General features: G+C 47.3%; 20 protein-coding genes. 2 read left to right on the top strand and 18 right to left on the bottom strand.

Going from position 1 to position 22,747, the window contains the following annotated elements:
• Positions 1-129: 129 nt before the first annotated feature.
• The 6 genes from BLP63_RS01550 to BLP63_RS01575 all read right to left on the bottom strand — a co-directional run bounded on the left by BLP63_RS01550 (position 130) and on the right by BLP63_RS01575 (position 7,688).
• The gene (locus tag BLP63_RS01550; protein WP_092589123.1) at positions 130-975 is read right to left on the bottom strand and encodes a two-component system regulatory protein YycI; all 846 of its coding nucleotides are present in this window, start codon (positions 973-975) and stop codon (positions 130-132) included.
• 2 nt (positions 976-977) lie between these two features.
• Positions 978-2,501 carry a hypothetical protein gene (locus BLP63_RS01555; protein WP_092589124.1) on the bottom strand — a complete coding sequence of 508 codons (1,524 nt, stop codon included), beginning with the start codon at positions 2,499-2,501 and terminating at the stop codon, positions 978-980.
• Between the two features lie 143 nt (positions 2,502-2,644).
• Positions 2,645-3,421: a hypothetical protein gene (locus BLP63_RS01560; RefSeq protein WP_092589125.1), complete on the bottom strand. Its 777-nt coding sequence runs from the start codon at positions 3,419-3,421 to the stop codon at positions 2,645-2,647.
• 172 nt (positions 3,422-3,593) lie between these two features.
• Entirely contained in the window at positions 3,594-5,381 is a 1,788-nt protein-coding gene (locus BLP63_RS01565) for a sensor histidine kinase (protein ID WP_170829219.1), read from the bottom strand.
• Between the two features lie 5 nt (positions 5,382-5,386).
• Positions 5,387-6,097 carry a response regulator YycF gene (gene yycF, locus BLP63_RS01570; protein ID WP_092589127.1) on the bottom strand — a complete coding sequence of 237 codons (711 nt, stop codon included), beginning with the start codon at positions 6,095-6,097 and terminating at the stop codon, positions 5,387-5,389.
• 151 nt (positions 6,098-6,248) lie between these two features.
• Positions 6,249-7,688 (bottom strand): M23 family metallopeptidase, encoded by a 1,440-nt coding sequence (locus BLP63_RS01575; protein ID WP_092589128.1) that lies wholly within the window; start codon positions 7,686-7,688, stop codon positions 6,249-6,251.
• Positions 7,689-8,088: 400 nt separating this feature from the next.
• Between BLP63_RS01575 and BLP63_RS01580 the strand changes: the two genes are divergently transcribed.
• Positions 8,089-8,958, top strand: a complete 870-nt coding sequence (locus BLP63_RS01580) for a DnaD domain-containing protein (RefSeq protein WP_170829220.1) — start codon at positions 8,089-8,091, stop codon at positions 8,956-8,958.
• 83 nt (positions 8,959-9,041) lie between these two features.
• On the top strand, positions 9,042-10,019 hold the full coding sequence (locus tag BLP63_RS01585) for an ATP-binding protein (RefSeq protein WP_092589199.1): 978 nt from the start codon (positions 9,042-9,044) through the stop codon (positions 10,017-10,019).
• Positions 10,020-10,140: 121 nt separating this feature from the next.
• On the opposite strand, the gene BLP63_RS01590 is transcribed toward BLP63_RS01585, so the two are convergent.
• The 12 genes from BLP63_RS01590 to rpsF all read right to left on the bottom strand — a co-directional run bounded on the left by BLP63_RS01590 (position 10,141) and on the right by rpsF (position 22,612).
• Positions 10,141-11,430, bottom strand: a complete 1,290-nt coding sequence (locus BLP63_RS01590; RefSeq protein WP_092589130.1) for an adenylosuccinate synthase — start codon at positions 11,428-11,430, stop codon at positions 10,141-10,143.
• 113 nt (positions 11,431-11,543) lie between these two features.
• Positions 11,544-12,131: a GNAT family N-acetyltransferase gene (locus BLP63_RS01595; RefSeq protein WP_092589131.1), complete on the bottom strand. Its 588-nt coding sequence runs from the start codon at positions 12,129-12,131 to the stop codon at positions 11,544-11,546.
• Positions 12,132-12,143: 12 nt separating this feature from the next.
• Positions 12,144-13,484 (bottom strand): replicative DNA helicase, encoded by a 1,341-nt coding sequence (dnaB, locus tag BLP63_RS01600; RefSeq protein ID WP_092589132.1) that lies wholly within the window; start codon positions 13,482-13,484, stop codon positions 12,144-12,146.
• The gene (locus BLP63_RS01605) at positions 13,475-15,619 is read right to left on the bottom strand and encodes a transglutaminase-like domain-containing protein (protein ID WP_092589133.1); all 2,145 of its coding nucleotides are present in this window, start codon (positions 15,617-15,619) and stop codon (positions 13,475-13,477) included. The genes dnaB and BLP63_RS01605 overlap by 10 nt, the downstream gene beginning before the upstream one ends.
• The gene (locus BLP63_RS01610; protein WP_092589134.1) at positions 15,603-16,871 is read right to left on the bottom strand and encodes a DUF58 domain-containing protein; all 1,269 of its coding nucleotides are present in this window, start codon (positions 16,869-16,871) and stop codon (positions 15,603-15,605) included. Before BLP63_RS01610 ends, BLP63_RS01605 begins: the two co-directional genes overlap by 17 nt.
• A complete protein-coding gene (locus BLP63_RS01615) occupies positions 16,868-17,887 on the bottom strand; it encodes an AAA family ATPase (protein ID WP_170829221.1) in 1,020 nt (339 codons plus the stop codon). The genes BLP63_RS01610 and BLP63_RS01615 overlap by 4 nt, the downstream gene beginning before the upstream one ends.
• A gap of 99 nt (positions 17,888-17,986) precedes the next feature.
• Entirely contained in the window at positions 17,987-18,430 is a 444-nt protein-coding gene (gene rplI, locus BLP63_RS01620) for a 50S ribosomal protein L9 (protein ID WP_092589136.1), read from the bottom strand.
• Positions 18,427-20,418, bottom strand: coding sequence for a DHH family phosphoesterase (locus tag BLP63_RS01625; RefSeq protein WP_092589137.1), 1,992 nt, complete (start codon positions 20,416-20,418; stop codon positions 18,427-18,429). Before BLP63_RS01625 ends, rplI begins: the two co-directional genes overlap by 4 nt.
• 4 nt (positions 20,419-20,422) lie before the next feature.
• Positions 20,423-21,385, bottom strand: coding sequence for a YybS family protein (locus tag BLP63_RS01630; RefSeq protein ID WP_092589138.1), 963 nt, complete (start codon positions 21,383-21,385; stop codon positions 20,423-20,425).
• Positions 21,386-21,599: 214 nt separating this feature from the next.
• Positions 21,600-21,827, bottom strand: a complete 228-nt coding sequence (rpsR, locus tag BLP63_RS01635; RefSeq protein WP_242870745.1) for a 30S ribosomal protein S18 — start codon at positions 21,825-21,827, stop codon at positions 21,600-21,602.
• Between the two features lie 26 nt (positions 21,828-21,853).
• On the bottom strand, positions 21,854-22,300 hold the full coding sequence (locus BLP63_RS01640) for a single-stranded DNA-binding protein (RefSeq protein WP_092589139.1): 447 nt from the start codon (positions 22,298-22,300) through the stop codon (positions 21,854-21,856).
• A 24-nt stretch (positions 22,301-22,324) separates the two neighbouring features.
• Positions 22,325-22,612, bottom strand: coding sequence for a 30S ribosomal protein S6 (gene rpsF, locus BLP63_RS01645; protein WP_092589140.1), 288 nt, complete (start codon positions 22,610-22,612; stop codon positions 22,325-22,327).
• Positions 22,613-22,747: the final 135 nt, after the last annotated feature.

Consider the following 22,747-nt stretch of genomic DNA (forward strand, 5'->3'; position numbering starts at 1 on the left):
AACCCCTTAAATAACATGATATTCATTATACCCTAAAAGTGAAGACTTGGGAAAGGAAATAGGGTTATGTTACCCTCTTCCCTCACCTCAAACCTCAAGGACGCCATTGGGATCAAATCTATTAGCGTACTACTCCACCGCTTCCACAAATATGACCCGTCCGTCGGATAATCTCATGCGCCAGTAAGGCGAGGCCTCCCCGGAAGTGATGTCGCTGGTCAGCGACCCGGTCTCCAACTGGTAACCAAGCTCAATCGCGTCAATTTTGACAGCCTGATCCTCCAGGGCTTCAGACGCAGCAATCTCCTCCGCGGCCAAAAACAAGGCTTTAGAAGGTTGTATGACCTTGTGGACGTTTTCTTGGGGCTGCGGTGGATTAAACCATCGGCGTTCAAAGGAAACGACTTTGTCGCCGGTCAGGCGAATGCGCATAAAGGCTTCCTCCAGAAAATAGCTGCCATAGCTCTGGCGCCACTCAAGAATCACATGATCCGGTTCGACGCTGAGCGCCCAGCGCTGGCGGTCGTCATGGTCAAAACCAAGGGCGGAGAGAAACGCTTCGCCTGTCTGCCAAGCCTGTGCGTCATCGAGAGGCGCGGTAATCTGCCATTGCTCTAAAGGGAGTTCAAATCTGATCTCCCGTTCTATAGCGACGACCAAAAGCGCACCGTCATGACCAACATAGAGGCCGTCAATTGCCTCATAGCCCCCCGGCAGCAGCGCGTTCGCCAAAGTCTGAGCCTCTATTTCATTGTATTCAAGGTCAACGGCGTTTATGGTCAAAGGCATGGCGGGAATAGCCGCGCTAATCCCTATTCCCCGACCGTCCAGCAACGACAGGACTGAAGGCAGCAGCGGATCCTGAGCTGATTCCCGGTCAATCAGTTTCGACATGCCACCCGTCATGACAAATAGGGCAATATTGGTGAGAATCAGCGCAATAATTAATATATTCTTTGATTTTTTCCAATCCATAATCAATTCACCGCCTGTTCCGGAAGATGCTGAAGCAGACGCCCTGTGTAGACATCGAAATAATAGTGGCTGCTGCCAATCCCAAGGTGCCATGCTGGGACATAGGTTGCGACGCCATTATCTTGAATCAGGAAATAGACCAGCTCATATTCTGTAATGTCATGCAAAATTTGATAAACAAAGCCAAAGTCTTCTTTGACGGCTTCTGCTTCGGGGTTCATCATCAGATAATCGTTCAGAATCAGTTCATAATGATTCTCTATCAGCTTGTCCATACTGATAATGGCACCGGATGGATTGGGTTCTGGCATACTCCTCTGTAGCTGCTTATAGTTTTTAGTCAAATAAGTGATCTGGTCATTTGTGATTTCAACCGTAGCAGCGCAAGGAATAGACTGGCCGGAAAGATCTACCGGCAACCCTTTGTAACGGATGCCAAACTGGAACGTCTTAACCCAAACTCCAGGCGCTTGTTCAACTTCGGTGTAATGCCTGAGGTAGAGGCCTTCCGGAAATTCGCCATATTTTCTGAGCTCAGAAACGGCCATGGTCATGCTGGCTTTGAAGCCCAGAGCTTCCCCCGACTCACCAGAGCTCTCGAATCGCTCTACGTATTCCAGACGACCTTCACTGCCAAATCTCAAGGCTCGGTCTCCATAGCCGTAAAGATAGACTACAGAGCCGTCCACTTCCCGTACCCGTTTGACAAAATCAAAACGCGACCCAAAGGCAATGTAAGCGTAGTACCTTTCCTGCTCCTCACTGAGGGTTTGAAGGCTAAATTCATTACTGACGCGGACTCTGTCCAGCGCAGGCATTGTGACGATTGGCTCAATAATGTGATTTTCTCTATAGACTTCTTCCGGCTTCTCCAAAATTTCTCTCAGAGAGAAGATGTCTTCAATACGCTTATATTCAACCGTGCCTTCTGCATTTTCAATTTCTGACAATATTACGGACAGATCAGCAGCTGGGGCTGCCACAGCTGCAACCGTCCCCTCAGGCTTCGCTGTTGAAAATCTGATATACCGGTCTTCTTGCCTATTTCCCAGATAAATACTGCCACTTTCACCGGCAGTGATCAACACCACATCAAAATCTGTCGTCCCAAGAGCCTCCCTGGACACACCTGAACCAACCGCCATTAAGATTTGGTTGACTGTCATGCTGAATGGCATTTTGAAGGTGATGCCCCGCTGGACCACCACTGCATCCCAATCCGTTTGTCCAACCTCAGCGATCCCAGATGTTTCAAGGGCAACACGAAGCTGACCTTTGGCACTGGCCCAAAGGCTGTTTTTAAAAGCGCTGTCGAAATGCCCTGAATACAAGCCACCCCCAAAGCTGACCTGGATGCCTTGGGGGTTTAAAAGGTCTTCGATATTCACACTCGCCTGGACGTTTCCGGCATTAGAACCGGCCCTGGCACTTATGGAACTGGTCTCCAGCAGGAACTGACCCGCCAGATAGACGCAGATGGCAAACAGCGCCATCAATACTGCGGATTTTGCTTTCTCGAGAAGCATCCGACACCCTCCGTGTTTTGGCACAAAAAACAGTATGCACTCTTAACCTTTTTGGCAAAATATTGGAAATGGACAACCCCACGTCAGCTTGGGCGCGTGGGGTCATGAGGTCAAGGTCATGGACTTTAACATGGTCATTTGCATCATTGCGACAAACTGCTCTTGATCACACTATAGGCATTGTTCGGAAGATCTTGAGCCGAATCCATAGCGCGAACCTGAATGCGTTCGACTTTGATGATTCTATTGACATCATTTCTTCTAAAGTAGATCAGATAAGTTCCCACAGCGGGTTTCTCCAAAGTCACCCTGAAGGTTGGGATCGCGCCTACTTTGACGTCATGCCAGCTGTAAACAGAGACTTGTGCAATCCGTCTGAATTGATATGCGGCTGCATCATATTCGATCATAGCCGCGCTTAACTCTCTGGAAGCTTTATTTCTTCGCTCTTCCAGAGCCGCCATTTCCGCAGCGGTTACGAACCCTGTTTTCATTTTGAGCTCTTCCTGACTTCTGGTGAGCTCAAATTCCAGGCGAATGCGTTTTTCATATGCGGTTATATACGCATCAATGATTTGACTTCGATAGCCTGACGTTCTGTATTCGTTTGCGAAGTTGTCTGCCAATCTTACTGGTTTGAGTCTCTCGAGGTTGTTGACTATATCATAGCCGTCCCACCGAACAATGCTCATAGACACGTCCATGTCTTTGAGCAGTCTCACAGACATAAAAAGGTTATCACGTATGAAGACCTCTTTGCTGATTCCATATTTAGGCTCTAAAATCTCGATCGATCCTGCCAGCTCGCGATCCGTCTCAGCCATGGCATACCCGGGCAGTCCAGCGAAAGCCACCAGCAGCATCAGTACCGCCACAGACCTGACTAAAAATCGACTTAGCGTGTAAGCGCGCATTTCCATTATTTCCACCTCATTGTGGCGCATTTATCCCAGTTGGAAGTCTGCCTATAAATAGGGTGCCCTAGAGGGCGGCCCGTCAGTGGCATACTTTGGCACTTTTAATAGGATAAATTCATTATAACCGATGCATGTTACAGTTCCATTACATCGATTTTAAGAACTCTTTACACTCTCAGGCGGATACACTTACAGCAGGCAACCGAATGGTAACCGTTGTCCCAATATCTACAGTGGATTCAATGGCAATGTTTCCGCCATGGGCCTCGACAAACTGCTGCGCGATTGACAGTCCAAGTCCTGTGCCGCCCAGCGCTCTGGACCTCGCTTTATCTACGCGGTAAAACCGCTCAAAAATTCTCGCTAAATCCTTATCCGGAATACCCATGCCAGTGTCGCAAATCCTCAAGACAAGCTCCTTAGGCATTCTGGACACAAAAATTGTAATTTTGCCTTCTTCTGGCGTATACTTGACCGCATTTCCTATAACATTGATCAGTACCTGCTCCATCCGGTCATAATCGAAAACTGAAACCAAAGTGGTTTCCTGGGCATTGATTTTGATCCGCTGATTCTTGGGCTTGTAGGATGTCTCAAGCTTCATGATGCACTGACGGATCAAATGAAGCATATCGTGCTCTTCCATGTGCAGATTTGCCATTTTCGCGTCGAAATTAGACAGTTGAAGCAAATCACGGACAAGCCGTGCCATACGGTCTGCCTCACCGTCAATGACGCCCAGAAACTGTTGGATTGTATCCGGATCATCAATTCCACCGTCCAGTAAGGTTTCTGTATAGGACTTAATGCTGGTGAGCGGCGTCTTAAGTTCATGGGAAACATTTGCTACAAAATCTCTGCGCATCCGGTCCAACTTTTCCTGTTCTGTCACGTCCTGAAGTACGAAGACAAAACCGGATTTTATGCCTCTTACGTTTTCAAAAGGCGCATAATTGACGCGCAAGGTAGAACCCTTGTAATCAACTATTTTGCTTCCGGACCAACGGGTACCATCCTCGACAATCTTATTCATTGTCAGGTCGGGATCGATCTCTTTCAAAATTTGATCGATTCGTTCTGCGCGATAAGGCAGCTCCAGCATTTCGAGGGCTTTAGGATTCAAATGGATGATCACGCCATCCCGGTCCACCGCAATCAAGCCATCATCCATATAGTGGAGGATGGCTTCCAGTTTGCTCTTTTCCCGGGAAATCTCATCCATGCTGGTTTTCAACTCACTGGTCAAAACATTGAACATCTCTGCAAGCTTTCCAATTTCGTCATTGGATTTAACGTCGACCTTCTGATCAAAATCACCAGCGGCCATTTTTGCCGCCTTTTCTGTGACGTCATTAATTGGCTCCGTGATTGTACGCGCAATCATAAAGCCCAGGAGAATTGTGATCCCGAGGGCAGCCAGAGTAGCGCGTACTATAGTCGCTTTAGATTCAGAAAGGCTTTTATAGACATCTGTCAGGTCATAACGGATATACAAAAGGCCCACTACAGCCTGACGCCCATCTCTAATAGGCTCGACTCGGTCCATTGTTCTGATCTGATAGCCTGCGTCTTGAATGATAATATTTTTTTCGCGGGTCTTGCCATTCAGACCTTCGACCAGCAGTTCAAAATCCAGAAATTCCTCAGCGCTTCGGCCAATATTCTGCGTACTGGTCGCTGCGATTTTATAATCTGTCCCGCTGATGATGAAAATCTCTTCTCTGAAGCCCAGCTCGCTTTGATTCTGAATGATCGTCCGAATTTCCGGGCTGTCAAACCCGAAATCCACATACCGCTCTATCTGGGGTTTGATCAGCTCCGTCAGATTGATGAGCCGCCTTGAAACATCATTCATGTGATATCGCTGAAAGGATTCTACAATTATAACCCCAGCTATAATCATACCAATAAAGACCAACATAAAATAAATGGTTGTAAATTTCCAACGTATGCTTTTAAACATAAGCATTAAAACCTTTTAAAATAATAACCAACACCGCGTTTTGTCAAAATGTATTTTGGATTGCTTGAATCATCCTCGACCTTTTCCCTCAATCGTCTGACTGTCACATCCACTGTACGGATATCCCCAAAATATTCGTAGCCCCAAACATCTTTTAACAGCTGCTCGCGTGTGAAAATCTGATTGTCCTGGGTCGCAAGAAACTTAAGAAGCTCAAACTCACGCAGTGTGAGCTCAATCACTTTTGCCCTTTTGCTGACCTCATAGCGTTCAAAATCAATTTTCAGCTCACCGGCTTCAAGCTTTTGAGTTCCGCTGACGGACTCATGGCCACCTTCACCTGCAGCAGGCTCCATCCTTCGCAGATTTGCCTTGACTCTCGCAATGAGCTCTCTCATGCCAAAGGGCTTGGTTATATAGTCATCTGCTCCAAGTTCAAGTCCAAGAACCTTGTCGACTTCTTCTTCCTTAGCCGTCAGCATGATAACAGGCACCTGGCTGCTTTCCCTGATTTTTCTCAAAACCTGAAAGCCATCCAGCCGCGGCAGCATGACATCCAAAAGCACCAGATCCGGTTGTTCTGTCTTTACCATTTGAAGTGCCTCTTCACCATCATAAGCTGCAATGATGTGATAGCCCTCCTTGCCAAGATTGAATTGAATAATATCTGAAATTGGTTTTTCGTCATCCACTACCAGCACTTTGCGTGAATTCAATGGTGCCACCCCGTTTCTATAGGATTATTTTCATTTTAGCGCACAAAACTTCAAATGTCCACAAAGGGAGGTTTATGCCTATCTGCCAGCTGACAGTGAAAATAAAAAGCTTCCGTCAGATTATTCATCACTCCGGAAGCTTTTTGCTTATTTAAAATTTAAAGAAATTCAAAGGATTCTTAGGAACACCATCTATCCGCACTTCGAAGTGAAGGTGGGGCCCCGTGCTGCTGCCCGAGTTTCCGCTAAGCGCGATCTGCTGTCCTTTATACACCTTGTCGCCTTTTTTAACCTGCAGCTTTGAATTGTGGGCGTACACCGTCACCATACCATCACCATGGCTGATGCGTACGGTGTAACCATAGCCGCCATCATAACCTGAAAATATAACAGTACCGCCATCTGCTGCTTTTATTGAGCTTCCCGTAGGAAGACCTATATCAATACCATTGTGGCGTCTGCCCCAGCGGGTGCCAAACGGCGACGTGACTGTCCCCCTGGAAACTGGTTTTGCCAAGACGCCGGAACCTACCGTTGGTGGGCGCACTTTGGTACCTTTGACGACAACTTTTGTCGTTGGTTCTTTTAAGATATTTTCATTCAATATTTCTCTGTTCATTTCAAGCCCATTCATTCTATAGATATTGGCGACGACTTCCCGCTCGCCATGCTCCCCGGACTTGGCAATTTTATTCACGCCTTGATAAGCGGAAGAATCTTCCTCATAAACAGTCTCAAATGCGATTTGCTCTGTATAAATGGCTTTCTCAACTGTACAGACTGTAACAAGCGGAACTGGAACCATCAAGCTGACCTTTGTGCCAATCTGAAGCCGCTCAGGTGTGATTTCTGGATTTGCTTTTTCAAGATCCCCTACAGAAATCTGATATTTCTCTGAAATAGTCCAAAAGTTCTCCCCGGCTTCAACAATATGGACTTTTTCCTGGTCTGTGCCCCTTTTAATGTACTCAACGGCGTTTTCTGGTACACTGTAAGCCTTGAACGCACCCGCTTCTTTTCTGGCAGCGGCCACTTCCACCGTCTCTTTGAAATAAGCCTCCACTATGTCTTTGTCCGCTATGTAGGCAGCCATCAAAGTATCAAGTACACTTTGAGCTTCACGTTCAGACTTGAAGAAACCATATTCTTCACCGTCAATTTTGACCGTATAACCCTTTAAAAAAGGTGCATCAAAGCTTGCAGATGACTCAACAATCTCATTGAGGTCAGCGGCACCTTCCGTCTTTTCTCCTGGAATTAAAGGCATCTTTTCCGAAACGCTCACTTCTTCATAATTCATAGCCAATATAGCTTGCTTTGGCGCTTGAACCTCCGCCGTTTGCTCTGTTGAAAACGCGCCGGACTCCAGGGTAAACACACTGGAAACCGCGACAAGAAGCATTGCCGCCACCGCTGATGTTGCATAACGGTTGCGCTTTAAGAAATTGACACGACTATGCTGATCGAAATCTGCAGTATTGCCAACAGAGCTGTCAAGTTTCTTGGGGGTTTTTCCCGATGCGCGGCGAAGCATTTCACCGCTGTTTTCGAAACCCTTTACAATCCTTTTCTGGATCTGTTTCAGCTGCATAATTTTCTCCTGTATTCTCAAAATTTTGTTCCATAAAACATTCAAAATTAATGTTTTTTTAATAAATCCTCGTTTAGTATACCACAAATTTGATTTCCAAACTAATTACAAAATCAAATTTCTTTTGTGTTATAATAAAAATGCTCGAATTCAAAAAAGAATGTTGTATTTTCAATAGAAAGCAGGGAACGCCATGGGATTCCACCTACAAGAAGAAAAGGTTGATTTTGGGACTACTTCCATAGAAAATATATTTATTAACGATTTTATGCCAATGGCTAATGGAACATATGTAAAAGTTTACCTTTTGGGATATAAAATGGCGCGAGATTCAAATTTCAGTATTACCGCTGACAATAATACCATTTCAAGACATTTAAACCTTCCTCTGGAAGATGTTATGGCTGCTTGGGATTTTTGGGAGAAAAAGAAAATCGTTGTCAAACATCCAAATAAGGAAACCATGACAAATCCAAATCATTATGATATTGAATTCTTGTCTCTCCGTCAGCTTTATCTCGACAATAATTACGCGCCAAAAAATTTGGAGCCTGAGCATTTAAAGCCCTCAACCGGGGATTTGATCGATTCCATGAAAAACGCCGAGATCAGAGACATGTTCTACAACATCGATCAGATTATGCGAAGACAGCTTACACCAAATGAGCGCACAGAGATATTGAGCTGGGTCTTCGAGTTCAACCTTGCGCCTGAGCTCATTATTAAAGCATTTCTTTATTCTGTCGAACAAAAGAACGTTAAGAACGTCAACTATGTAGGCGCTGTCCTGCGGGGTTGGTACGACCAGGGAATCCTAAGCCCGGAAGAAGCTGAGGAATACATGAAGTCAAGCGGAAAAGCCTATGCCGCTTACCGTAAGATTTACAGAGTCCTGGGTTACAGCAACAGGACGGTTTCCAGTGGCGACAGGGAAATCATTGACCGCTGGATTGACAGAGATCAGCTGGAGCTTGATTTCCTTTGCGAGGTCATCAAGGAAGCCACCAAGAGGACTGCCAACGCGAACATGAATTACATGGATACTGTCGTCAAAAATTTAATTGAGAACAAGATAGACACCATTGAAAAATACAAGACCTACATGGCTGAACGCGCATCCGCGAAAGCCTCTGTCCCCGAAGCGCAAAGTACTGCCAAAGGCAAAGCGCCGGGGAAAGCGGGGTCGAAAAATCGCTTTCATGAATTTGAGCCCAAAGGAGAAGACTATTCTCCAGAGGATCTCGAACGTCTTCTCCGCTCAAAGAAGTAATTTAAGCCACCACGCCATTGACACTTTAAGGGGGATCGGGTCTGGGACAGTGCTATTCTTTGCCTGTCAGCCGGATAAACAGCATGAAAAACCGCATTCGCGACATCCAAACCGCTTACCAGCTGCGACGGGATCGTGCCAGATACGATCAGGAACGGCGTCAAAATGAAATTTATGATAAGGTACCGCAAATCCGCGCAATTGATGAGGAAATTGCAAGAACTGGCCTGAAGCTTTCAAAGCTCGTCCTGTATGGACATGTTGATCCAGAAAAAGCCATTCGCGACCTCGAGGAAGCTATGAAGAAACTGAAAAACGAGCGGGCGTTCCTGATGACTGAGCACAATTTCCCGCTGGATTACGCAGAAATGAAATATACCTGCCCACTTTGCTCTGACACAGGTCACCTTCCAAACGGTCAGCTCTGTAAGTGCTACAGGCAACAGCTGATTGAGCATGCTTACGACATGTCCAATTTGAAAAGCGTACTGAGTCGCGAGAATTTTTCTGCCTTCGATTTTTCACTCTTCAGTGATGAACCTTTTAAAAATGAGACACTCACACCAAGGGATAACATGAAAGAAATATTATCTATCAGTGAAGGCTTTGTTCATGAGTTTGGTAAGAAGTATGACAATCTCCTGTTCTACGGCGCAACCGGACTTGGAAAAACTTTTTTGTGCCATGCTATAGCCAAAGCGCTTCTCGACAAGGGACATACGGTAATTTATCAGACGGCCTTTGGCTTAATCAAGCTATTGGAAAAGTATACCTTTGGTGAAGCTGGACGCTCAGAAGCCGCTGAAGCCTACCAGATGCTCTTTGAATCTGACCTTTTGATTATTGACGACCTTGGCACTGAAATGGTGAACACCTTCACGAACACAGAAATTTTCAACCTCATCAATACGCGGCTGCTCAGGCAGAAGCCTATGATTCTTTCCACAAACCTGACACCGGTTCAGCTCAGGGAGACCTATAGTGAGAGAGTGGCTTCAAGGCTCTTTGGTGAATTCAGATTTCTTTACTTTTATGGTAAGGATCTTCGCTGGGAAGTGTGAAGGTTGGTTGAGACCAGACCATCGGCAAAAATTTAGGCAAAAATGTTAAAAGGGAAATGTGTGGGACAATCCTAAATAAGACTGTCTGAAACACGTTTCCCTTTTTCTTTTGCTTGTTTTGTTATGCCCTGAAAATTGTATCTCGGACAATAGTCTGATCCCGCTTAGGACCTACTGAAACGATCTTAACCGGAATGCCCATGAGTGCCTCAATGCGCTCAATGTAGCGCTTGGCGTTTTCAGGCAATGCGTCATAGGAGGTTACAGTACTGAGATCCTCCTGCCAGCCTTCAAAGGTTTCATAGACAGGCTCGCAGGCTTCAAGAACTGAAAGTTTGGCTGGGTACTCTTCGAGAATCTCGTCTTTGTAGCGATAGCCGGTGCAAATCTTGATCTCTTCGAAACCGCCGAGAACGTCCAGCAACATCAAAGCGACTGAGGTCATGCCATTGATCCGGGCTGAATAACGCAGCACAACAGCGTCCAGCCATCCGCAGCGTCTGGCCCGGCCCGTCGTCGTGCCAAATTCGTTGCCTTTGACCCGGATTGCATTGCCTACTTCGTCGTTAAGCTCCGTGACAAACGGACCCATCCCGACACGGGTTGTATAGGCCTTGGCAATGCCGAGAACTTCTTCGATCTGGTTCGGTCCTATGCCACTGCCTACAGAAAAGCCGCCGGAAACAGGATGAGAGCTTGTAACGTATGGATACGTGCCGTAATCGACGTCCAGCATGGTACCCTGAGCGCCCTCAAGCAAAACTTTTTTGCTTTCGACTACAGCTTCATGCACCAGGATACCCGTGTCCGCCACAAATGGCAGCACTTGCTCCGCATAGCCCTTGTAGTCCGCCACAATAGCGTCCACAGCAAGGGGAGACCCCCCGTAGAGCTTGACTATGATGTCGTTCTTCCTTTGGATGTTGCTGCGCAGATGAGCCTCAAACCGGTCCCAATCCTCCATGTCACCGACTCGGAGACCTATTCTTTCAACTTTGTCCATATAGCAGGGGCCAATCCCCTTTTTTGTCGTTCCTATTTTCATGTCGCCCAACGCCTCTTCTGAGAGCCGGTCGATCTCTTTATGGTATGGGAAAATGAGATGAGCGCGCTCACTGACCTTGATCCTGTCTGTCGCGATCCCATCTTTCTTCAGTCCCTCGATTTCCTTTAAAAAGCCCTCCGGATCAAATACCACGCCATTGCCAATGATGTTGAGCGCGTTTGGATTCAGTACTCCGGACGGGATTAAGTGGAGTGCGTACTTTTTGTCTCCGACAACTACGGTATGGCCGGCGTTATTTCCGCCTTGTGCGCGAACGACGACATCTGCTTCACGCGCAAGATAGTCGATCACTTTTCCTTTGCCCTCGTCGCCCCACTGAGCGCCTACGATGACGACTGTTGCCATTATGGTCACCTCATTTGATTGGATATTATCAGGTTTAGTTAATCACAGGCAATATCGTAACAGAGAAATCCTGTAAAGTCAAACTATTTTCGTATAATGATCATAAAAACGAGTTAAACATTCGTGATATAACGAACATTATTTTCTATATCCCGTCTTCCAATCTCCATGTAGATATAATCTATCCAGGCTAATTCGTCTTGATACTCAAACCACTGTGGCCATTGGTTGACAAACGCGATAGGTGTCGACTGGTCCTCATATGGCTCATGGCGTTGATCATAGGCCACAAAACCCGCTTTTTCATAGCAGCGTATAGCCCTTGCGTTAAAAGCGGCTGTTTTCAACCATACGCGGTCCAGTTCGAAGCGTTCGAAGACATGAGTCAAATACTGCTTTATTGCTTCCGTACCATAGCCTTTGGAGGTCCATTCCGGGTTGAAGCTAATGCCCATTTCTGCGGACTTCAAATCCCTTCGGTAATTCTTGACTGTGATATAACCAATCAACAAACGGCCTACAAAAGCGCCATAAATCCATTTTCTAAACGGCTGACGCTTCATGAGATACCAGGATAAGAAGTCGCCGTAGGTTTTTCCAGAAAAGTTATAGCCTTGAAAACGGATGTCCTCATGGCGGCCCCAGCGGGCCATCTGTGATACATCCGCAAGACTCAGGGGGCGAACTTCGACATCAGGCAAACTCCATCCCCCCTAAAAAACCGGCTCGTCCACATAGTGGGCTTTGTCGGCAAATTTCGCGTATTGTCCGAGCCAAACCAGCTCTACGTCCCCAACCTCGCCGTTACGTTGCTTGGCAATGATCAGGTCGGCAATGTTTTTACGCTCTGACTCCTTATCATAATATTCATCTCTATAAAGGAACATGACGACGTCCGCGTCCTGCTCGATCGCTCCGGATTCCCTGAGGTCAGAGAGCATAGGCCTGTGGTCGGCCCGCAGCTCCGGCGCACGGGAAAGCTGACTCAGAGCCACCACCGGGCAATCCATTTCCCTGGCAATAGCCTTCAAGGATCTCGAAATAGTGGAGATTTCCTGCTGTCTCGACTCAGAGCGCCCGGAGACGTTCATGAGCTGGAGATAGTCTATCATAATCATATCGAGCCCTTTTTCCATCTTAAGCCGTCTGCACTTGGCCCGAAGCTCAAGAGGCGTGATTGCCGGCGTATCGTCAATATGAATTTTCGCCGCTGAAAGCTTCGACATAGCCTTTGTAAGCGCCACCCAGTCATCTTCTGCCAACTTTCCGTTTCGCATGTTTTGCATGGGAATCTGTGCTTCTGAGCTCAGCATCCGCTGAACCAGCTGCTCTTTGCTCATCTCAAGGCTGAAAACCGCCACAGAAGCATCATTGCGAAGGGCAGCGTTTTGGCAAAGGTTCAGGGCAAATGCGGTCTTGCCCATAGAAGGCCTCGCGGCAACCAGTACAAGGTCTGATTTTTGAAGACCACTCAACTTTTGATCCAGATCTTTGAAGCCCGTCGAGAGGCCCGTGATCGAAGCTTTCGACGCGAAGAGCTGCTCAATGCGTTCATAGGCTTTAATGAGGACTTCCCGAATGGGCTCAAGGCCCATTCTATTCTTTTTCTGGGAAATATCAAAAATGGTCTGCTCTGCGAATTCCAGCAGCGTATCCGCACCCTCGTTGTCATAACCGCGCTCTAAAACTTCTGAGGACGTTCGGATTAAAGTCCTGAGCATGGACTTTTCTTCAATAATGGACGCGTAATGCCGCGCGTTCGTGGAAAGAACGCCAAAGCTCGACAAATCAGACAGGTACTCTATGCCGCCTACAGCTTCCAGCATGCCTGCCCTCGTCAGTTCATCAGACAACGTTACAATGTCTACCGGCTCATTTCTTCCGTAAAGCCGGAGAATCGCGCTGAAAATTTCGCTGTGGGCCTCTTTATAAAAATCGCCGCTCTCTACGATCTCAACGACGTCACTTATGGCGGCTTTATCCAGAATCATGGCGCCCAGCGCCGATTGCTCCGCCTCAATACTATGGGGCGGCATCTTTGGATTTAACTCCATGTTGACCGTTCTCCTTTCAGGTAAATCCAGAACAAATACTGCCATTTTTTGACCCAGTTGCGTTCACTTTTGACAAGTTGATCCCTAAAAGCCCTTAAGGTTTGCTCAGTATAGTCCTCTTTCGCCCCGCTGTAATAGGCGCTTTCAATGCAACTGGTAAGTTTAACCGCATCAACCAGGTTAAAAGGGATCGAACCGTTACTTGAGGCGTGGGACGCGCACTGGAATATGACTTCTTTTGGCGTCATCCCAGTCCAGGCATCAAGACCGCATTTTAGGATCAGCAGCGTCATAACGTCGTCTGCTAACCTAATTTTAAGATGGGTTGTACTTTGGGAGACCAGCCACCATCGGCGTAAAAGTATTGCCAGCGCAGTGATTATAACAATTGACGCTGCGCCGAAGAGCCAGCGCCAGTATACCGGAACACCCGGAGCGGATTGAGTATTATCTTCAAAAGGATCCGGAACATCCTCTCCCTGGGGGCGTTCCTCAGGCAGGGGCTCGGTTTCATTAGGGAGAGGCAATGGTGAATTAACAGGGTTTGACACCGTTTCAGCGACATAGGCCGGCGTCGCTTCAGCCACAATCCACTTGCCGTCCAAATAAAGTTCCGCCCAGGCATGCGCCCGGTCTGCCGTCACAACATAGTCACCATCCGCATTTGATTCGTAGGGAGTCAGGAAACCCTCGACATAGCGGGCAGGAATACCTGCGGCTCTCGACATAATCACCATGGCACTGGCAAAATAAGTGCAGTACCCCTGCTGCTCCTCCAGCAAAAAATGCTCGACAAAATCCGTCTCAGTGTCCGGCACCGAAGGGCTCAAGGTATAGGTCAGCTGCAATAAATGCTGCCGGATCGCTTCCGCTTTTTCAACAACGGTATCACTGCTGACCGTGATGGCGTCCGTCAGCGCAATGACTTTTTCGGAATAATCCTCAGGAAGCTGAAAGTACTCCGTTCCCGATTCAAGGCGGGTTGGCAGCGGCTCTAAAGTCGCGAGCTTGTATCCATCCTCCAGGTCGGCTATGGGCCGGTCCAGATAAATAACACCGTAATAGTCCCGTCTTAGAATGCCGTGAGGAATGTCAATCCCACCTACGCCCAAAGGCGCGAATACAGTTTTAGTATCTAATTCAACCCCAAATATTTCAAGATCATAGCGGATTTCTCCTGTCCCACGGACCGGGGCTGCCTGATCCAGATAAAAATTTACTGCATCTCCGGCTTCTCGCTTCCAGGACTTTCCATCATAGAGGGTTAAAACACGACCGCGCAGATAAAGATGACCGCCGTGATCGCTCCTCACTGTAAACAAACGATCCCGGCGCAAGGTAACAGGGCCTCCCAGCCTGTTGTCGAGAGGCTCATAGATAGTGTCTTTAAAGCTGAAATTCCCTCCGGAAAAAGGGGAGTATTCAGACCTCAGCCAAGTGACTTGGCCAAAACGTTCATCCAACCGTTCAATAGTCTGCTCTACGGGAAAAAGTGTATAAATCCCAATGCCAATCGCAATGGATGCGCCGGCAATCAGGAGGCCGGTATAACCACGTTCACCTGAAGTGGTGAATAAGTATCCCGAATAGCCTGCAAAATAAAGGAGAAAGCCTGTGTCAACCTTGTAGCCTTGAAACCAGGCGGCCAGGACTGCGACCATAGGTAAAAAAAGAATGAGACGTTTGTTTTTGGCGCTTCTGAATATAAACCAGGCCCCCAAGGCTATGGACCAAGCCAACACCGCATAAAAGAGCACCGGTTCCCGGAAAGGATACCGTTCGTAATCCAGCGCGTAATAATATAAGGCATTAAAAAGCTCTGAAAACCCGCGATACCCCAGCAAAACCCGTTCCAGGGACTGCGCCGCGTTCATGGAGACGTAGCCCGGCATAAGCGGGTGAAGACTTGAAGCGCTGATCAACATCATGGAAAGCAAGCTCGAACTGCTGATTAAGGCGAACAGCCTGGGCGCTGTAAAACGTTCGCAAATATACAGCGACAGCGTCCCACAGAACATCAGCCCGGCCAGGTATAGAGTGGGCGTTTGAATGCCTGTCACCGAACGCACATGGACCAGGACGCCCATAAGCATGAATGCGGCCAGAATCAAAGGCAATCTATCTTTTGGGGGCATCACGGCTCACCTCCCGCGCCTCAGAAAGCTTGAAAATCTTCAGACCAGCGAGCGCCCAAATTCCGAAGTCCAGGGTCTTGGAGACTTCCAACGCATGCGTCACGGCCTCAGCCTCGAATACTAAGTTAAAGTCAAGGCTGTAGCAGAACACTCTAAAATTTCGTTTCACAAGGCCTCTCAGCGTTTCAAGCATTTCGGAGTTCAAGGGGCCGCAAACCAAAATCAGCTCTGCGCCATCCTGAAACCGACTGGATTCTCGTTTCAGAAACTCCGAAAATGACAAGGCCCCATCCGGAATGAAGGCCGTCAGCTTTTCCATAAAGCTGCTGAGATGACGATAGTTCCTGCCATGCGCTTCAGTTCGACGCCTGTCATTGATGACCATTACTGTGTCACAAGCGTCTTTTAAGAGAGCAGTCAGAATTGAGGCCGCCATTTCAGCAATACCGTCCGCGAGAAGTGCCGCCTCCTTATTGGCGGCGGGCATCTGACTTTCATAGACCTTTTCGGTCTGCAGATAGCCGTCAACAAAAACATAGGTTTTGTTGCTGCTTGAACTGGCGTATTCTTTGACCTGAATTTCTCCCATTTTTGCAGTCAAAGGCCAGTGAATCATACGCGCACTGTCACCCTCTAAATACTTCCTTACAGATTTTACAGAGGTTTTGTCTGTCTTATGCTGGTCTCTGGACCGACGGGCACCAAAAAGTTCAATCGCTTCAATCCTCTGCCTCTGATATGGGTAGACTCTTGGATAGACTGCTACTTCAATGGGCTTCAGACGCGTCTTAGTCCATGTGAACACTTTCAGGGGATCACTGAGCTTCATGACAATTTCACCAGCGGTATAAAAGCCTCTGCGATCGCATTTGAGTTGGCGTTCGATCTGCTGAATTTCATAGGGCCGAAAGGCATAATGCCGGAAATCAAATGCTACTTCACCCAGTTCCTTTGAAATCACCGGCTTAACAGACAAGTGAAAGATAGGAAGAATTGAATTGTTCAAAATTCTATACTGGATTGTCAACGTATCCCCTGCAGTCAACACTGATGTGCTGATGTGAAACGTCGATACGAGAAACACAATATTGAACCAAAGCACCAGCCCATCCATCAGGAGGACGCCAAGCACCAAGGCAGCAACGAGATAGAAAAACTTTGATCCCGTGATCAGCACTAAAAACAACGCGCCTGCAACGACTGCCAGAACCTTCACCATGGCACCAGGATTCACTTCTACCACTCGTGTCATGACCTTTTCGCCACCGGAACCATTTCGATCAGCTGACTTACAACTTCTTTTTCTGTGATCCCCCTATACATGGCATCTGACTTGATTACAAGACGGTGGGCCACAACCGGATAAACCACGCTGCGTATATCATCCGGTGTCACAAATGCTCTGTCTGAGATCAAAGCCATAAATTTTGCCATTCTGATCAGTGCTATGCCGGCCCTGGGGCTCAGCCCGTAATGGAGGTCATGATGATGCCTTGATGCGTCAAGCAATCTTTGTACATAGCTGTAAATAGTATCATTGACCTCTATAGCCGCAGCGGTTTCCCTGATTAAAAGCAGATCCTTCTTCGACAGGGGTTGGAATGAAGAACGTTCCCGGCGCAGTGTTTCTTTTTTTAAGATATCAATCTCCGTCTCTGCGTCTGGATACCCAATGTCAATCCTGACCATAAATCGATCCAGTTGGGCTTCAGGCAGAGGAAAAGTTCCTTCAAACTCAACAGGATTCTGGGTTGCGATCACCATAAACGGTTTTTCAAGAGGATAAGCTTGTCCGTCCATGGTGACTTGCCTCTCTTCCATGGCCTCAAGCAAACTGGACTGAGTCTTGGGGGAGGAACGATTGATTTCATCCGCCATAAGGATATTTGTAAAGACGGGTCCCCTTTTAAAGTTGAAAACGCCGGAATTAAGGTCAAACAAACTAATGCCCATGACATCTGAAGGCATTAAGTCCGGAGTAAATTGAATTCTCCTGAACTCAATCTCCATACATTGGGCAAGGGTTTTTGCGAGTGTTGTTTTTCCAACGCCTGGGACGTCTTCCACGAGGACATGCCCGTCACTGAAGAAAGCGCCCAAGACCATCCTCAGAGTCTCTTCACGACCCATGAAAAGCTCGCTCATGGCTTTTTTAATTTCTATAAGCCTGTCTCTGCAATAGGCCCGCGTTTCTGAACTATTTGGCGCATCTGAATCAGAGGCTTTGAGATTCCCGGAATCCGGCACTGTGACCACGTTTGAAATCACTCTCCTTCTGAAAAAACCCTGCATGAGGAATTTTGTTCATCAGCAGGGTCAGTTGGACGTTCTATAAGATCCAGAAGCTTAGACTTCAATCAGTCTTAATCAGTCTTCAATGACTTCAATCTTGACTTTGGCATGGACGCCTTGCATGAGTTTGACCTCTGCCTGTGTCGTTCCAGCTGACTTGATTGTCGCAAGCTCAATCTTTTTCTTGTCTATCTTTATACCATGGTTCTTTTCGATTGCTTCCGCTACATCTTTTGTCGTAATGGAGCCAAAGAGCTTCCCGCCCTCTCCAATCTTGACGGCGAACTTCAGGCTGATGGCTTCGAGCTGCTGGGCCAAGGCTTTTGCTTCTTCAACCTCTTTTTCCTTTCGCTTGTCAGCCGCCGCCTTTTGATGCTCAAGCTCGCGGACACTTGAGTCCGTTGCCGGCTTCGCAAGACCTCTTGGAAAAAGGTAGTTTCGGGCGTGACCGTCACTGGCTTCAATGACCTGCCCTTTTTTACCAGTGCCTTTAATATCTTTCAACAATATAACTTTCAAGACTTTTCACCTTCCTCAAAATATTCATTAATAGCTTTAAGCAGTTGATCCCTTGCTTCATCAAGTGTACTGCCCGACAACTGAGCGCCGGCAACCGTCATATGTCCACCACCGCCAATTTTCTCCAGAATCAATTGCACATTCACGTCACCCAGCGACCTGCCGCTGATAAATATCAACCCTTCCTTGTCAATGGAGATCACAAAGGAGGTGGAAATCCCGCGGATATCCAGGAGCTCATCCGCGGCCTGAGCGGCGATCAGCTGAGCGTTGGGGATATCCTCCATGCAAAATGAAATCGCGATCCCGTGGTCGTAGATTTTCGCGCTGCTGACTATACTCGACTTCGCTATAAACGTCTCCAGGTCGTCCTGGAAAAGCTGACGCACCACTGTGGTGTCCGCGCCAAACCGTCTCAGCAGCGAAGCGGCTTCAAAGGTCCTCACGCCCGTTTTAAACGTGAAGTTCTTAGTATCTACAGCAATCCCTGCCATCAAGGCTTCTGCTTCAATTTTTTCTACGGTAACTTTATTGTCCATATACTGAAGGATCTCTGTGACTAATTCACTCGTCGAGGACGCATACGGCTCGTGGTATTTTAATGCCGTATTCTCAACAAATTCAGTGCCCCGCCGATGGTGATCGATCAAGACAACCTGCGGAATTTTCTCAAGGAGCTCAGGACACTCCGTATAATTAGGACGGTGCGTATCCACAATCACCAGAAGGGTGTCCTTCTGAACCAATCCCAAGGCTTGCTCTCCTGTGACAAAATGATACACAGGATTAGCCGAAAACATTTGGTGGACATTTTTTATAGCTTCATTGACACCCGTCAGAACAATGTGGGCATCCTTGCCGCGATTTATGACCGCCCTGTAAATTCCAATGGCCGACCCATAGCAGTCCATATCCGGATACTTGTGCCCCATGATGATGACATTCGAAGCTTCATCAATCAGCGGCCTAAGGCCATGGGCAATAATACGCGCCTTAACTCTGTTTCTTTTTTCAACAGCTTTTGCCTTGCCGCCGTAAAACTCAAAATTACCTTTTTTCCTCACAACTGCCTGATCGCCGCCTCTGCCCAAGGCCAGCTCAAGCGCGCTGAAAGCGTACTCTTCCGCCTGATTGAGGTTTCGCCCGTTCACGCCTACACCAATACTCAAGGTCATAGGAAACTTATTGCCCACTTCAACTTCGCGGACATCATCCAAAATGGAAAACCGTTTGGCCTCCAGATTTTCCAAGTATCGTTCTTCAAAGAGCACCAGATATTTATCTGTCTGATATTTTTTGATCAATGCGTTCATACGTGAAGCCCACAAATTGACTTTCTGATCTATTTCCGATGTTAGGAACGGACGTTTGTCTTCCTTGGTCTCACTCATGACGTCATCATAATTATCCACCTGAATCAAGGCAACCACAGGCCGTTCATCTTCATACTGGTCCTTGAGCACCCTGAACGGCGTCGCGTCAATCCAGTAGAGCATGACGATCACTCTTGACGCGTCCTTCTCATCTGTCTTTACGACATTGGCATACACCCTGTAATAACGCTCCCCCACTTTGACCTCTGGTGTCTCAGTTTTATTGAGGATTTCATCAAGGTCCAGGCTTGGAACAACACCCTCAAGCTCAGTGCCAATAAGCTCGCGTTCTTCGATTATTTCGCTGAACTTGGAATTGTACCAGGTAATCCTGCCGTCAAAATCAACCAGGGTCAATGGTATGGGAAGATTAAGGATGGCGTAGCGCGCAGCCGAATCTATATCGCTGGACAATTCCTCGATATACTTTTGCCAGCGCTTGTTTCTCTGACGGCTTGCACGCCAGGCGTAGACGTTTAAATAGATGAGCAGCAGAACACCTATAGCACCCAAATAAAAATTATAGTACATGAGGATCAGGACTAGTACGCCTATAATGCCAAGATAGATTTTCGCATCTGGTTTAAAGAGCTTGAGAAATTTTGAATTTCCCATTTCATCACCTCATCATTGAACGGCTTTCATACCGTTTTCGAAAATTCAACATGACATCCGACATCCCGAGGAGCGCCAGATAGATTGTCCCGCCAGTAAACGCCAACATAACCACTAAAAGCCACTTAAGAAGTTTTTGTCCAGGAATGTGCTTGAAGAAATAAACAATCACGGCGACGCCCTGAAGGACAAAGGCCATGGAGAATACCATATAGATATTAGCCAGCAACGCTTCAGACTGTATCAGTCCAAAATAACCCGCCAAATAGCTCAAAACAATCATGATCAGCATCCCGAAAAACACACTGCCCGGCAGTCGAAACTCGCGAAAGGGCTTCATGTCCGGCAAAGCGACACCCATACGCTTCAGAATCACTCTGAACAGCATGTAATTTGCCGCAGCGCTTGCCAACGCACTCATGACAATTGCAGACGGGATCAACAGCTTCATGTTTCTCGTATAATTTTCAAGCATCTGCGTACTTTCAGCCGTAGCTTGGGCATCCGCATTCATGCTGTCCTGCATGGCTTCCATTGTGACTTTCATTTCTTCTATCATCATGTCCATCTGCAAATTCAAGTCAACACCTGTAATTGGAAGAACGACATAATAAGATAAGTAAAGGGAGAACAGGGTCGCCAGAGTCGTCACGACTATAGCCGGCCAAGCCTTCAGCTTCTTTTGGACGACGACGCCCAGAAAAATGCCGTTGACACCACTTGATATGAGTGTAATCAAGGCCGAGATTGGATTTGTGGCCATAGCCACAATTATGGAGGCAATAAAGGCACCCGCGACACCATAGGATATGCCGCTTCGCAGAGTAATAATCGCGAATGGGATTGCTGTAAAAATTAGAAATATATTAAGAAATGGGACATAGTATCCCATAATTGTCGCAATGGCACCAATTGCGGCGACAATGGCCGTTTCTGTCATGGATCTGGTTCTGGATCTTGGAATCAACTGCTCAGCTCCTCAAGTTGCTTCTTAAAATGCTATCTTATATTATACAATATCCCGCAGTGATTGCAAATCTCACATAAAGGTTCAAAAGCGCTGTGCTGCGAAAGTATATCCTTCTTTAAAGTATACCATTCTTAATGGATTGAAATAAAAAAAAAAGAAGCTGCACCGGTCCACACAGGCAGTCCGGCAACAACTTCTTACAATTCTGATTCTATTCGTTGACGAACGGAAGCAGCGCAACGATTCTTGAGCGTTTAACCGCAACTGTGAGCGCACGCTGATGCTTTGCGCAGTTACCGGTAACACGTCTAGGAAGAATCTTTCCACGGTCCGTCAGATAGCGTTGAAGTTTTCTGGTATCTTTATAGTCAATACCCGTAGCTTTTTCTTGGCAGAAGCTGCAGCCTTTGCGCTTCTTTCTTCTTTTCATAATAGCCATCTTTATTTCCCTCCTTTAACCAAATTCTAGAATGGCACCTCGTCGTCGTCCAAATCTGCAGAAGCATTTGAGAAATCGCCCGGATCATATTCCATGGATGGATCACTGTAGGATCCACTGCGTCCGGGTGAATCAGATCTTTCGAGGAACTCCACATGGTTAGCCGTGACCTCCGTTGTATAACGGGTTTCTCCGGTATTAGTCTTGAATGAGCCCGTAGTAATGGCCCCTTCGACCGCGACCATTCTGCCTTTGGCCAAGTATTGCGCAGAAGTCTCAGCCTGGCGGCCCCAGACATTGACGCGAATAAAATCCGCGGTTGGGATGCCTTTTTGCTGATACTCCGCTTTCTTGTCCCTGCTCAGATTTCGGTCTACTGCAATTGTGAAGTTGGCAACCGCCCTTCCTGTGCTGGCAATGTGACGCAGCTCAGGGTCTCTGACGAGGCGGCCGATCAAAACGACATGATTCATGATTTCACTCCTCTGCCTTTGTGACTACTTGTCGTCAAGGTTGACGATCATGTAACGGATAACGTCGTCAGCGATACGGTAGTTTCGCTCAAGCTCCATTGGCAGCGTAGGAGCCGCTTTGAAGTTGACCAAAACATAATAGCCGTCGCGGAATTTTTCGATTTCGTAAGCAAGCTTGCGATTGCCCCACTCCTCGATTTTCTCGACTTCGCCATCCGCGGAGATGATAGAAGTGAACTTATTGATCAGTTCTTTTCTCACTTCCTCTTCCAGAGTCGGCTTAAGGATAAAGATAGTTTCGTAGTTTCTCATTGATTTTGCACCTCCCTATGGTCTGTTTGGTCCGGCCTTTATGGCCGAACAGAGAGTACAGGGAGCCACTTGGCTCCCGTCATACCTGGGTATTATATCACGTTAAAAACTGCCATGCAAGGAAAACATCTTTAC

This window comes from Acidaminobacter hydrogenoformans DSM 2784 (assembly GCF_900103005.1).
GTDB lineage: Bacteria > Bacillota > Clostridia > Peptostreptococcales > Acidaminobacteraceae > Acidaminobacter > Acidaminobacter hydrogenoformans.